At 50.5% G+C, this 13727-nt stretch carries 12 protein-coding genes and 1 tRNA gene; 10 read left to right on the top strand and 3 right to left on the bottom strand.

Annotated elements, in window-relative coordinates:
• The first annotated feature begins 1 nt into the window (after nt 1).
• From ACR0QV_RS04800 to ACR0QV_RS04760, 9 genes are all read left to right on the top strand, one after another.
• On the top strand, nt 2–979 hold the full coding sequence (locus ACR0QV_RS04800; RefSeq protein ID WP_432635026.1) for an ABC transporter ATP-binding protein: 978 nt from the start codon (nt 2–4) through the stop codon (nt 977–979).
• The gene (locus tag ACR0QV_RS04795) at nt 976–1956 is read left to right on the top strand and encodes an oligopeptide/dipeptide ABC transporter ATP-binding protein (protein WP_432635024.1); all 981 of its coding nucleotides are present in this window, start codon (nt 976–978) and stop codon (nt 1954–1956) included. Before ACR0QV_RS04800 ends, ACR0QV_RS04795 begins: the two co-directional genes overlap by 4 nt.
• A 10-nt stretch (nt 1957–1966) precedes the next feature.
• Complete coding sequence (locus tag ACR0QV_RS04790; protein WP_432635022.1) at nt 1967–3112, top strand: M20/M25/M40 family metallo-hydrolase; 1146 nt, start codon at nt 1967–1969, stop codon at nt 3110–3112.
• 11 nt (nt 3113–3123) lie between these two features.
• Nucleotides 3124–4149: an ABC transporter permease gene (locus ACR0QV_RS04785; RefSeq protein WP_428053300.1), complete on the top strand. Its 1026-nt coding sequence runs from the start codon at nt 3124–3126 to the stop codon at nt 4147–4149.
• Between the two features lies 1 nt (nt 4150).
• Nucleotides 4151–5026: an ABC transporter permease gene (locus ACR0QV_RS04780; RefSeq protein WP_432635020.1), complete on the top strand. Its 876-nt coding sequence runs from the start codon at nt 4151–4153 to the stop codon at nt 5024–5026.
• Nucleotides 5027–5073: 47 nt separating this feature from the next.
• Nucleotides 5074–6693: a class I adenylate-forming enzyme family protein gene (locus tag ACR0QV_RS04775; RefSeq protein ID WP_432635018.1), complete on the top strand. Its 1620-nt coding sequence runs from the start codon at nt 5074–5076 to the stop codon at nt 6691–6693.
• Nucleotides 6686–8200 (top strand): HD domain-containing protein, encoded by a 1515-nt coding sequence (locus tag ACR0QV_RS04770; protein ID WP_432635016.1) that lies wholly within the window; start codon nt 6686–6688, stop codon nt 8198–8200. Before ACR0QV_RS04775 ends, ACR0QV_RS04770 begins: the two co-directional genes overlap by 8 nt.
• Before the next feature lie 51 nt (nt 8201–8251).
• Nucleotides 8252–8322, top strand: a tRNA-Gly gene (locus tag ACR0QV_RS04765).
• Nucleotides 8323–8341: 19 nt separating this feature from the next.
• Complete coding sequence (locus ACR0QV_RS04760) at nt 8342–8974, top strand: hypothetical protein (RefSeq protein WP_432635014.1); 633 nt, start codon at nt 8342–8344, stop codon at nt 8972–8974.
• A gap of 208 nt (nt 8975–9182) precedes the next feature.
• Here ACR0QV_RS04760 and ACR0QV_RS04755 read toward each other — a convergent pair whose 3' ends face one another.
• Nucleotides 9183–9791, bottom strand: coding sequence for a LexA family protein (locus ACR0QV_RS04755; protein ID WP_432635012.1), 609 nt, complete (start codon nt 9789–9791; stop codon nt 9183–9185).
• Between the two features lie 670 nt (nt 9792–10461).
• On the opposite strand from ACR0QV_RS04755, the gene ACR0QV_RS04750 reads away from it, so the two are divergent.
• Nucleotides 10462–11088: a type IV pilin protein gene (locus ACR0QV_RS04750; RefSeq protein WP_432635010.1), complete on the top strand. Its 627-nt coding sequence runs from the start codon at nt 10462–10464 to the stop codon at nt 11086–11088.
• Between the two features lie 93 nt (nt 11089–11181).
• Here the strand turns inward: ACR0QV_RS04750 and ACR0QV_RS04745 are convergent, their stop codons facing one another.
• Together ACR0QV_RS04745 and galE are read right to left on the bottom strand one after the other, a co-directional pair.
• The gene (locus ACR0QV_RS04745) at nt 11182–12687 is read right to left on the bottom strand and encodes a UDP-glucose--hexose-1-phosphate uridylyltransferase (protein ID WP_432635008.1); all 1506 of its coding nucleotides are present in this window, start codon (nt 12685–12687) and stop codon (nt 11182–11184) included.
• Between the two features lie 13 nt (nt 12688–12700).
• Nucleotides 12701–13675: a UDP-glucose 4-epimerase GalE gene (galE, locus tag ACR0QV_RS04740; RefSeq protein WP_432635006.1), complete on the bottom strand. Its 975-nt coding sequence runs from the start codon at nt 13673–13675 to the stop codon at nt 12701–12703.
• Nucleotides 13676–13727: the final 52 nt, after the last annotated feature.

Raw genomic sequence — 13727 nt, 5'->3', positions numbered from 1 at the left:
GATGACAGACTCCGCCGAAAACGTATTGGAAGTACGCAATTTGCAGTTGGAATTTTCCTCAGACGGTAAAACCGTTCCCGTGCTGCGCGGGCTTTCGTATGTTTTGCCCAAGGGAAAAGTGATTGGCGTCGTGGGGGAATCGGGCAGCGGAAAAACCGTGCACGCCCTTTCCATTTTGCAACTGTTACCCCCGGCGGCGCATATCAGCGGCGGGGAAATTTTGTACCGGGGCAAAAATTTGGCCTCGCTCTCGCGCGAGGAATTGCGCCAAATCCGCGGCAATAAAATTTCTATGATTTTTCAGGACCCGGCCGCCAGTTTAAACCCTGTTTTAACGGTGGGGGAACAACTGACCGAAACTATTTTGGCGCACCGCAAAATTTCCAAAAAAGAGGCCCGCTTGCAGGCTGCCCAGTTACTCCATAAGGTGGGTATTGCCGAGCCGGAAAAACGGCTTTCCGAATACCCGTTCCAGTTTTCGGGCGGGATGTGCCAGCGCGTAATGATTGCAATGGCGCTTGCCTTATCGCCGGATGTGCTGATTGCCGACGAACCGACGACCGCGCTGGACGTTACGATTCAGGCCCAGATTTTAAAATTAATCAAAGATTTACAGAAGGAAAGCGGGATGTCCGCCGTGTTTATCACGCACAATTTGGCGGTGGTGGCGGGTATTGCCGACGATGTTCTTGTTTTGTATGCCGGGGAGTGTATGGAGTATGCCCCGGCGGCGGAACTCTTTAAAAATCCGCTCCACCCTTATACGCAAGGTTTGTTAAAATCCTTAGCGTCCGTGCATAATAAAGAGGATGTTTTACCCGTTATCAAGGGTCATCCGCCCGTACCGGGTGAAAAAATTACCGGGTGCCCGTTTGCACCGCGCTGTCCGCACGCGTTTGAAAAATGCCGCCAAACTTGCCCGCCGCTTTTTAGTAAAAACGGCCGCCAAGTGCGTTGCTGGCTGTTGGAGGACAAATGACTGCGCCTGTTGTGATAGAACATTTATTTAAAACCTACACCCGCCGCCGCTTTATCGGCAAAAATGTGGAAAAGACGGTCCTGCACGACGTCAGCCTGACGCTGGAAGAAGACCACGTGTTGGGCTTGGTGGGGGAATCCGGCTGTGGGAAAAGCACGCTTTGCAAGGTGCTTCTGGGCATTGAAAAGCCCACCGCGGGCACGGTGCTTGCCAACGGGAAAAATGTGGCCAAAATTTCCAAGAGCGAATTTAAAAAACTCCGCCGCGTAATGCAGGTGGTGTATCAGGACCCGTATTCCAGTTTGGACCCGCGTATGAACGTGCGCCAACTGTTAAGCGAACCCTTGGATATTCACGGCCTGAAAAAAGACCGCGAGGAGCGGAAAACCTTTTTAAGCGAACTCTTAAAAGCGGTCGGCCTGTCCGAAAGTCAGTTGGAGCGCTACCCGCACGAATTTTCCGGCGGGCAACGTCAGCGCATTAATATTGCGCGCGCATTGGCGTTAGACCCCAAAATTTTGGTGGCCGATGAGCCCGTTTCCGCCTTGGACGTATCCGTTCAGGCACAAATTTTGAATTTACTTAAAGAAATTAAAAAATCCCGCCGCCTTTCTATGCTTTTTGTAACGCACGATTTTGCCGTGGCGCGCTTCCTGTGCGACGACATTGCCGTAATGTACAAGGGGCGCATTGTGGAAAGGGCCCCGGCGGAAGCGTTGTTCACCAATCCCCAGCACCCATATACGGAAGCCCTGCTTTCGGCGGTGCCGTCGGCCACGGTGGCTAAAAAGCCCTTCGTGCCGTTTGAGGAACACCCGGAGCGCGCCGCTTGGGCGTGCCCGTTTGCCCCGCGTTGCCGCTACGCTTCGGAGCAGTGTAAAACAGGGGAAAACACGTTAAAGGAAGTTTTACCGCGCCACGCGTGTGCGTGCGGGGTATTGCCGTTTAAAGATAAAAAAAGTTCAGCAGCCGTATAGGAGAGCCTTTATGACGATTAACCAAAAACGCTTGGTAGAAACCTTTGTAGAACTTGCCCAAATTGACAGCGAATCCTTTTTTGAAAAGGATATCCAACAATTTTTAGCCGCCAAATTAAAGGAACTCGGCTGTAAAGTGCAGGTGGATAACGCCGGGAAAAAATATAACACCACCGCCCAAGGCAACGTAATCGGCCTTTTGCCCGGCACGATTAAAAGCGCGCCCATTGTGCTCAGTTCGCATATGGATACGGTTGTGCCCGGCAAGGGCGTTAAACCCGTGGTAAAGAAGGACAAAATCACCTCGGACGGTACCACCGTTTTAGGCGCGGACGACAAAGCGGGCATTGCGATTATTTTGGAAATTTTAAAAACCTTGCAGGAGCAAAAGTTGCCCCACCCGCCCGTGGAAGCCGTTTTTACTTTGACCGAGGAAAACGGTATGGCGGGGGCCAAAAATTTAGATGTTAAAAAAATCAAAGGCCGCGAGGGCATCATTTTGGATAACGAGGAATTAAATGAACTCTTAGTCCAAGGTCCGGCGGTCAATACGATTGAAGTAAAAATAAAAGGCCTTGGCGCGCACGCGGGCGTATGCCCCGAAAAGGGCATTTCCGCCATTGAAGTGGCCGCCTATGCCTTGTCAGTTATGAAGTTAGGCCGCATTGATAAAGAAACGGTAGCCAACTTTGGCATTATCAAGGGCGGCAATTTGACTAATGCGGTAACCGAGGATATTTATTTAAAGGGCGAAGCGCGCAGTTTGCAAAACGCAAAACTGGAAAAACAGACCGCACATATGAAGGCCTGCTTTGAAAAAGCCGTCAAACGCTATACCAAAAAAATTAACGGCAAAGTGCATAAACCCGTTTTGACGTTTACCGTTACGCCGCGCTATCCGGCGGTCAATGTGCCCAAAAATCACCCAATGGTTAAGGCCATACTGGCGGCGGGCAAAGCCCAAGGCGTAAAAATCAGCCCGGTGGCTTCCGGCGGCGGGTGCGATGCAAATATTTTAAGCGGAAAAGGCTTTACTTTGCCGAATTTGGGCGTTGGGTGCAGAGGTTGCCATACGGTAAAGGAAAGTTTACTTTTAAAGGAATTTTTTGCCGCGTGCGAAATTGCCCTTTCCGCGGTGCTGGCGTATAAGAAATAAAGGATAAATTTATGGTAAATTACATCTTTCGGCGGCTCTTGCTGTTGCCCTTGGTGGTATTGGGGGTAACGTTTTTGCTGTTCTTTTTAACCCAGCGGTTAAGCCCCGAAATGCGCGCCTCGTTGTATGTAAAGGACCCGCGCCAAATGGGCGCCTTGGAAGAGGTCATCCGGGAATATGGCTTGCGCGATAACGTATTTAAACAGTACGGCCGTTGGCTTAAAAACGTGGCGCACGGCGATTTGGGGTACAGCCCCAGCGCCAATATGCCCGTAGCCAAGGCTATCAAAGAATACCTGCCCGCCACCATACAACTGGCGTTTGTTACCATTATTTTTGTGGTGTTTTTCGGTGTATGGTTCGGGTGCGGCTCGGCGATACACAAGGACGAGTGGAAGGACGTGGTGGCGCGTCTGATATCGGTGGGGGGGTTTTCTCTGCCGATATTCGTACTGGGGCTTATTTTGCTAATGGTATTTTACGGGCAGTTGGGCTGGTTTGCGCCCGGCGGGTATTCCGTGCAGACGGACGTGATTATCCATAGCCCGATGTTTAAAACCTATACGGGTTTTTTATTGGTAGATTCCCTATTAAACGGCAATTTACGCGTGTTTTGGGACGCCCTATCCCACTTGGTTTTGCCGGCGGTTACGCTGTGTATCGGTTCGTTTGCCTTAATGGTGCGCGTAATGCGGTCCAGTATGCTGGAAGAGTTGAATAAAGATTATGTCCGCACCGCACGCGCCAAAGGCCTTACCAAATGGCAGATTGTTTATAAACACGCCGGAAAGAACGCCATTATCCCCGTGATTACCTTGGCGAGCATCCAGTTTATCCGGCTACTGGGTGGAACGGTAATTGTGGAAACGATTTTTGATTATCCCGGCATTGGCCGCTTTGGCGTGATTGCCGCACAGCAGTTGGATATTGCGGGCATATTGGGGTTCTCCTTAATGGTGGCGGTGCTGTTTGTGCTGGGAAATTTACTTTCGGATATTTTATATACCGCGGTGGACCCGCGTATCCGCTTGGATTAATATGATTAGTGAGCGCATTTTAAAACGTATTTATACCAATAAAACCTCCCTTTTAGGGCTGGTAATTGTGGTTTTCTTTTTATTGGTGGCCTTGTTTGCCCCTTGGCTGGCCCCGGTGCAAAACCCCAATAACCCCTATCAACTGCCGCAAAAGAGTTACCAAATTGCGCCCCAGCCGCCCTCCGCGCAAAACTGGTTCGGCACTACGGAACAGCAGTACGACTTGTATTATGGCGTAGTGTGGGGAACGCGGCTTGCGTTTAAAATCGGGCTGACGGTAACCTTTTTTGCCTTTTTAATTGGTCTTTTTGTGGGGGGAGCCGCGGCGTATTTCGGCGGAAAGTTGGACGAAATTTTAATGCGCCTGACGGATGTGGTGTTTGCGGTGCCTTCGCTGGTGCTGGCTATGGTGATTGCCGCTATGCTGGGGCCCGATATCAAAAATATGATGATAGCCCTTACGGCGGTGGCGTGGCCGTCTTATGCGCGCCTCGTGCGCGGGGATATTTTATCCGTCAAACAGCGCGACTATGTAACCGCCGCCCGTACCTTGGGCGCGCGTGGTCCGCGGGTTCTTTTGCGGCATATTTTGCCTAACTCCATTTATCCGTCTGTGGTGGTAGCCAGTTTGGATATCGGCTATGTGGTGCTGACGGCGGCGTCCCTTTCCTTTTTGGGCTTAGGCGCCCAGCCGGGCACGGCGGACTGGGGGCAGTTAATCGCTATGGCGCGCAACTGGGTGCTGGGAACTCCCGGCCACCCGTTTGCCTATTGGTACACGGTGGTGGCGCCGGGCGGTGCAATTTTTATGTTTGTATTGGGGTGGAACCTGTTAGGGGACGCGTTTAGGGATATTTTGGACCCCCGCCAGGCTTAATTTTTACTAAAATTTAGAAAAGGGATATTTTTATATAAGAGGTGCTTATGATTCGCCGTAAAGACTTATATACTGCCTTAGCCGATAGTGCTTTCCGCTTTCCGGACAAAATTGCCTTGGTGGAAGCGGGTACTGGTAAAAAGGTTTCCTATCACGAACTTTTAATGCAGGTGGACCGCGCCGCTGATATGTTCTTTGAACACGGTATCCGCAAGGGCGACCGTGTGGCCGTGGCGCACCGCAATTCTATTGATACGGTAGTAGCCAACTTTGGGCTCTACAAGTTGGGCGCGGTTTGTATTCCGATGAACTTTATGGTTACCAAACCCGAGGAAATTGAATACATCTTAAATAACGCGGGGGCCTCTGCGGTGGTAACGCAGGCCGAATTTATCCGCCATTATGTAAAATGCCTGCCCAATTTGCCCACCGTAAAATATATTTTTACGACCGATGAAATTCCGTCCTCTGCGGCGGAGTGCCCGATTGTGCAAAAATTCTGGGAAGAAATTAATAAATCCACCTTCCACGACGAAACCGCTTCTCCCCAAGCGGGATTAGAGGATTTGGCTTTTATTCTCTACACCTCCGGCACCACGGGTCTGCCCAAGGGCGCTATGCTTACGCACGGCAACTTGGCCTCTAACGTCATTTCGTGCGCGCAGATTTTTAAAATTAACGATAACGACTGCTTTCTGTGCTTACTGCCGATGTTCCACTCCTTTGCGTGGACCACTTGCGTAGTTATCCCGCTGTATCTTAACTTGAAAGTAGTTATCGTGGCCAACGTAATGCCCGCCAGCAAATGGTTGGGCGCAATGGGCACGGAAAAGGTAACCCTTATTTTGGCGGTTCCGCAGATTTATGCGGTGCTCTCCAAGGAAGCCAAGGGCTTAAAACGTCTTTATCTGCGCTTCTGGCCGTTTAAAAATGTGCGCTTTGGCGTATCCGGCGCGGCCCCCTTAACGCAGGAAATTAAGGACAGATTTGAAGAAAAAATCGGCGTGCCGATATTGGAAGGCTATGGCCTTACCGAAACGAGCCCGGTCGTCAGTGTGAACACGGAAGAATTGCAAAAAATTAAATCCGTGGGCCCGGCTATCCCGGCGGTCAGCACCTTGGTACTGGACGACGACGGCAAAGAAGTGCCGCGCAACGCCGAGGGCGAACTGTGCGTAAAGGGTCCCAACGTGTTCCGCGGGTATTGGGGCAACGAGAAGGCCACGCACGATGCGTTTACCGAGGACGGCTGGTTTAAAACCGGCGATATTGTAACGGTGGACGACGACGGGTTTATCTTTATTAAAGACCGCAAGAAGGATATGATTATCATCAAGGGCCTAAAAGTGTTTTCGGCCCAGGTGGAAGCCGTCATTTGCGAGCATCCGGCGGTGGAAGAGTGTGCCGTAATCGGCGTGCCGGACGGCCGCGGCGGCGAATTTGTAAAGGTGTATGTGGTTAAAAAAGAAGGCGCGGAACTTTCCGACGCGGAATTTAGAAAATTCTTAAAAACGCATTTGGATAACTACAAACGCCCGCGCGATTTTGAATTTGTGGAATCGCTCCCTAAAAACGCCCTGCGCAAGGTGTTAAAACGCGAACTGCGCAAGGACGCCGTTGCCAAATTGGCCGCGCGCGGCGCGAGTGCGGAGGAACCCCTTGCTTGATTTGGCCCGTATTTTAAACGAGGTAATTCCCCAGGCGCATTATGTGGGGGGAGTTGTGCGCAGCAGTTTATTAAAACGCCAATCCTCCGACCTGGACATTACCCTGCCGCCCGAAGACGTAAAGCCGGCGGCGTTGGAATTGGCGCGCCGTTTGAAGGCCGCCTCGTTTGAAATGGACGCTGAATTTGGCGTGTGGCGTTTGGTAACGCACAAAGATAAAATTCAAATTGATTTAACCGCCTATCAGGGCAAAGATTTAAAGGCGGACCTGTTGCGCCGCGATTTTTCGTTTAATGCGCTGGCGTACCCCGTTTCTGCCTTGCCCAAAATAGAAATTACGCCGCATAAAGACGGCACTGCCCGCGTGATTTTAAAACGCTTGCAACGCAAAAATATTGTAGATGTAAGCGGCGGTTTACAGGCGGTGGCGGAGAAAGTCATTGACGAAAATAGTCCGCGTGTATTTAAAGAGGATCCTTTGCGTATGCTCCGTGCGTTCCGCTCATCTGCGGAGTTGGGCTTTTCCATTTCGCCCCGCACGTTGGCGCAAATTAAAAAGGACCGCGCGCTGATTGTCCAGCCGGCGGGCGAACGCGTGCGCGAGGAGTTGGAACGGCTGTTTGCCACGTCCAAGGCGTACGAAAATTTACTTTTAATGGACGAGTGCGGTTTGCTGACCGCCTTGTTCCCCGAGTTGGAAGCACAGCGCGAGTGCGCCGAAGTCTATTACGGCAAGGGCGGCGTATTAAAGCACACGCTGGACGTGTTTAAGCGGATGGAATACCTGCTGGACCATTTGCAAAAGGCCTTCCCAAAATATGCGTCTAAACTGGCTCCGCTCGCCCAGCACAAAGCCCTTTATAAAATGACGGCCCTGTTGCACGACATCGCCAAGCCCGCCACCGCCAAAAAGGTGGGGGACCGCCTGCGCTTTTTCTATCACGAGGAACGGGGGGCCAAAATGGCCAAAGCGGTGTTGGAGCGGCTTCATTACAGCCGGGCCGATATCCGCCTGATTTGCGCGATGATCGGCGAGCATTTGCGCCCGTCCAACCTTGCCAGCAACGACGTGATAACCGATAAGGGCGCCTATCATTTTTTTCGCGATTTGGGCGAAGCCGGCGTGCCGATGCTTTTGCTGTGTTGGGCCGATTACACCAGTTACGTTACGGACGCGCAGTTGCGGCGCATTATGCCTAAAAGCGGCGAACGGCTGATGAGTATTGCCCGCGCGCAAAAAACGGCCAATGTGGGCAAAACCCTGCGTCATATGCAGGTGCTTACGTTACTGCTCCATAAGTATTTTGACCAACCGAAAAAGGTTCAGCCCACGCGGCTGATTACCGGGCGCGACGTAATGGACGAACTGTCCCTGCCGCCCAGCCCCAAAATCGGCGAGATTTTGGAAGCCGTTTCCGTGGCGCAGGTGGAGGGGAAAGTAACAAGCCGCCAAGAGGCCTTGGCGTTTATTAAGACACTTGATTTACGGGCACAGCATATTAAATAGTTGTGTACATCCGCCTAAAATTTGCTAAAATAAATGTGCGGACTCCGCTATGCGGGCGTGGTTCAATGGTAGAATGGAAGCTTCCCAAGCTTTAGACGAGGGTTCGATTCCCTTCGCCCGCTTTTTTAATCAGGAACCAATATGGAAAACGAAAACTTTGATTTAGACGCAAAACCTGCCGGAAATAAAGATTTGTGGCTGTTTCTGATTATTATAGACATTATCTTCCTGTGTGTTTTCGGTTATTTTATCTATAAACATTTTTCCGGGCGCGTGTTTGATGCGCCTGCCAATGCCCCGCGTGCCGAACAGGCCGAAGTGGTGCAAACGCCTGAACTCCCGCAAGCCAGCGAACCTGTACTGGTGGAAGAAAATAAACCCGTAGAGGATAGTGTTCCGGCGGCGGCCCCGGTGGAAATCCCGGTTACGGCCGTGATTGAGCAAGAGGAAAAGAAAGCCGAAGAGCCCGCCAAAGTTGAGCCGGCCCCCGAAGTGAAAGAGAACGCTAAAAAAAGCGTAATTGTGGCTTCTTCCAATGGTGGTAAATACCGCCGCGTAACCTTCCGCTGGTATGGCGAAGGTAAAAAGGTGGCGATTGTGAGCGGCTTTACAATGGCAAAACCCCAAGCGCTTAAAAAACGCAACGGCTATTGGGAAACTACCCTTTCCATTGCGCCCGGCACTTATAAATTCTTGTACGTGGTGGACGGACAAAACACCTTGGACCCGTACTCCCAAGAAAAAGACGGACGCTCGCTGTTAATCGTCAAATAAAAACTGATTTTATAGAAAACCCCGCCCTTTATCAGGCGGGGTTTTTTACGTATATCTTGCTGAACTCGGCGCGGGGGATGTTGGGGGCATATCTCGCCACACTTTTCCAGGCGCGCTTGCACCAAATAAAAAGCCCCCGCGCCAGCAAACGCGGGGGTGAGGTTACGACTAATTGCCCCGGGTTTCGGCACCCGAGACAGCAGGAGGTTTAGCAACTTACGTTGCGTTTGATAATACTGCGCACGATACCTTCCACGCGGAAGGCCGTTTTATCGGCTACAATGGGGTTATAGCGCGGGTTTTCCGATTGCAAAATGACGTTCTCGCCGTCTTGCGTAAAACGCTTTACCATTACTTCCCCGTTGTTCACGCAGACCACCACATCTTTGTTTTTTGGCTGGTGGTTTTGCTCCACAATCAGCCAATCGTGCGGGGAGATAAGGTTTTCCATAGAGTCGCCCTTGGCCTCTACCATAAAGCCCTTACAGGCCGGAAAATAAATCATACTCGGGTCCACGGGCACAATGCGCGTGGGCGTGCCGTCCAAAATAGTTCCCTCGGGGCCGCATTTTGCCATACCGTACATATTTAGATAAATGACGTTGCGCTCCGGGTCCTTTAAAATAATATAGTCGCGCGGGTTGGCAGGATTGCGCTTTAAAAAGCCCTTTTTTTCCAACTGTTTAATGTGGTGAAAGACCACGCTTTTGCCGCTTACGTTTAAGCGGTCGGCCAATTCTTCCATTGTCAGCGGGTCCGAAATATTACTTTTTAAAATTTCCAACAGTTCCATTTGTTTAGGATGCAGGGCTTTCATAAGCGTTCCTTTTACTTGTTTTATTGTTCTATACTTTGTTCTATAAAATTTGTGTGTAAAAAGTCAAGAGGGATTTTCTGTGGGTGGGGTTTTAGGACGGCCTTATTGTATGTTTTTTTGCCGTCATCCCGGAAGGTTTTTATCCGGGATCTGTCGTTGTCGTGGTTGTCATTCCCGAGTGTTTTAGTCGGGGATCCGTTGTTACCAAAAGATAAAAACGACAGATTCCCGAACGCTCCGCGCCGGCAAACTTTCGGGAATGACGGCTTTCTAAAAAAGGAGGTCATCCTGAATTTAGTTCAGGATCTACCTATTGGGTTGTCTTCTGGGTTGTTATTCAACAAAGTCATACTGGAAGGTTTCTGTCCAGTATCTAATCCTTATTTTATAACAACAGATCCTGGACTACGGCTTTCCAGGATGACGACAACGGCAAACGACCCAAGATGTAGATTCTGAAAACCCTGCGGGCCGCCAGTTCAGTATGACGGCAAGAAATAGGGTTTTTTGCCGTGGTTGTTCGTCGTTCTTTTTAAATGGGTTGTTATCGTTTTTTTTTTTGTTAAAATTTGAGTATTCGGCGGTGAGTGTACCCGGATGTATCCGCCGTATAAAAATGTGTATAAAAGGCCGTTTTGCTTAAATATAAAGGCCTTAAAAAGGAGAAAAAATGAAAGGGTTTATTTCTATTTTGTCATCCCCGAAGGTTTCTGTCGGGGATCTGCTTTTATTAAAAAAGGAAAACAACAGATTCCCGACTACTACACTCGGGAATGACACCCCTAGCAGAAGTGTCCGCACGGTTAATACTTGCCCAACAAGTGCCGGGTTTACCTTGATAGAATTATTAGTAGTTGTGCTTATTATAGGTATTTTGGCGGCGGTGGCACTGCCTAAGTACGAATTGGCCGTAGCCAAAAGCCGTCTGGCGGAAGTAAACATTATACTCAAAAAAGTTAGAGAAAATGCCCAATTAATGAAGTTAAACGGAAATGAGGGCGACCTCGAAGCCTTGTATGAAGATACGGGCCTAACTTATTCCTCTACGGGTGGTATAGGTAATTCTGGGGGTGCGTCCACCAAGAATTTTTGCTATGACACTACTTGGGTGGGTTTTATTGTATCGCCTAAACCCTGCAAAGAGGAATCAGCAGACTATTTGATTGGGTTATCTGATAACCCCGACGGCACTTACCAGCAAATCTGTATGGGGCAAACCGATTTTGGAAAAAGACTTTGCAAAAGCGTTTGCGGCTCCGAAGAGTGCGATATGCTAACCAACAAACCGATTAACTAACTAAACCGCCCCGGGTAAAGAAAAACCCGGGGTGTTCTTTTATAAATACTGCTCACAATAAACCCCGGGCAATGAATACCCGGGGCGCTATTTTTATAACTTTTTGATAAACCTATCAAAGGCCGCTTGGCCCTCGGGCGTGCGCTTAAATACGCCCGCGTATTCCAGCACCTTGGCAAACACCTTGCCTACCTCGCTATGCAAAACAGTTTGCGTATTTTGCGGGGTAAAGGTGTATTTTTTAAGCAGTTCCTCCGCCCAATCGGCGTGCTTATTTAGCGTTTCGCTCTTGCGGATAGCCGCGATATCCCGTTTGATAAGCAGGGGTTCCAGGTCGGCCAGTTCCTTGGCCAGCCGCGCGGGCAACACCGCCAGGCCCATTACCTCAATCAGGCCGATGTTTTCCTTTTTGATGTGCAAAACCTCTTGGTGGGGGTGGAAAATCCCCAGCGGAAACTGCGCGGACGTGCGGTTATTGCGCAGAACAAGGTCTATTTCAAACGCTTTTCCGCGCCGCCGGGCTATGGGCGTAATGGTGTTGTGCGGCGTATCGTTTGTGTAGGCTAAAATGTCGGCTTTTTCGTCGCTGTACGCGCGCCATTTTTTAAGGATATATCCGCTTGCTTCTATCAAATCTTTCTTGCTTCCCACCAGGCGGATAACGCTCATCGGCCAGTTGACTATGCCCGCCTTTACACGCGGAAATTTCTTTATTTTAAAGGACCTATCCAGCGGGGCTTTTTCCATAGCAAAGGTATAGCGTCCGCCCTGAAAGTGGTCGTGCGTTAAAATGGACCCGCCGACGATAGGCAAATCCGCGTTGGAGCCGATAAAATAATGTGGCAGAAATTCCACAAAATTAAGCAACCGCGCAAAGGTGGTTTGGGAAATCTTCATCGGTTCGTGATGTCCGGAAAGGAAAATACAATGCTCGTTGTAATACACATACGGCGAGTATTGCAAATACCACGGGTTCCCGTCCTTTAATACGTCCAGCGCAATTAAGCGCAGGTTTTGGCGCGCCGGGTGATTAATGCGCCCCGCGTAGCCCTCGTTTTCCTTGCACAGCAGGCACGGGGGATAGGCGGACGCCTTGGCCTTTAAGGCGGCGGCAATGTCCTGCGGGCTCTTTTCGGGCTTGGACATATTAATCGTGATGTCCAGCGTGCCGTATGGGGTGCGCGTTTTCCAGGCCAGGTTTTTCGCCACGCGTTCGGTGCGGATGTAGTCCAGCGCGCGGGCATCGTGGTAAAACTTGTCTGTGGCCGCTTTGGGGCTCTTTTTGTGGAGTTTAAAGAACTCCTCGGTAACCGCAGAGGGTAAGCCCGCAAACACGCCCATTAATTTCGTGTCAAACAAATCGCGCATTGTAACCGTATCGGGCGAAATGAGACCCTTTTTTGCGGCCCAGTCGCAGATGTTTTTTAAAATTTCGCACGGAAATTTGGGCGTTTTGCCCTTAAAGCCGCTAGGGGTGTATTCGTCCAAGTGCAAAAGCGCCAACAGTTGGTTTACTGCCCAAGCGCGGTCGCGCGACGCGAGCAGTTTTTCGTTTACCGCGTAGGCGACTAATTGGTCAATCAGTAAGTTGATGTCCATATATAAAAATCTCCTAGTATTTGCGGTGCTGTTCCCAGTTCCAGGCCGTTTCAATAATGCGGGACAGATTGTATTGCGGTTTCCAGCCTAACACTTTTTCGGCTTTGGTGCTGTCGGCCACCAATACAGCCGGGTCGCCCGCGCGGCGGGGGGCGGTTTCCACCTTAAAATCTATGTCCGTGATGCGTTTGGCTTCTTTGACGAGTTCCGCCACAGAAAACCCGTTTCCGCTACCTAAATTAAAGCGTTCGCTGACGTTATCCTTAACCATTTTTTCAAGTGCCAAAATGTGCGCGCGGGCTAAATCGTTCACGTGCACATAATCGCGCACGCAGGTGCCGTCGGGCGTGGGGTAATCCGTGCCGAACATTTTGATAGAGGGGCGTTTGCCCGCGGCGGCTTGCAGAACAATGGGGATTAAGTGCGTTTCGGGATTGTGCGATTCGCCGATTTCGCCCGAGTCGTCCGCACCGCTTGCGTTAAAGTAGCGCAGGGCCGTGGCCTTTAAGCCGTAGGCGGTGTCAAAATCCGCGAGCATTTTTTCCACCATTAACTTGGTGTTGCCATAGGGGTTAATGGGGTTTTGCGGGTGCGTTTCGTCAATTTTGGGGCGGACAGGTTCGCCAAAGGTAGCCGCCGTAGAGGAGAACACAAAGTATTTAATGTTATTTTCCACCATTGCGTCCAGCAAATCCAGCACCTTGGCTACGTTGTTGTGGTAATATTTGGACGGTTCCTTAACGCTTTCGCCCACTTCGGCAAACGCGGCAAAGTGCATTACCGCTTCAATGCCATATTTTTTAAACACCTCGGTTAGGCGCGCTTTGTCGCCTAAGTCGCCCAGTTCAAAGGGGTATTGGGCTACGGCTTCCCTGTGCCCCTTGGAAAGATTATCAAATACGACCGGATTATACCCTTGTTTGGCGAGCATACGCACCATATGGGAGCCGATGTAGCCCGCCCCGCCGATTACTAAAATATTCTTCATAAATTGTCCTCCATAAAATTAACCTTGCCGGGATGTTTTGGCCCGGCCTAAA

It is taken from the genome of Candidatus Avelusimicrobium sp. (assembly GCF_050873505.1).
In the GTDB taxonomy this organism is placed as follows: domain Bacteria; phylum Elusimicrobiota; class Elusimicrobia; order Elusimicrobiales; family Elusimicrobiaceae; genus Avelusimicrobium.
Note: the sequence above shows the minus strand (reverse complement) of the source record. Positions and strands in the feature narration are given on the sequence as shown.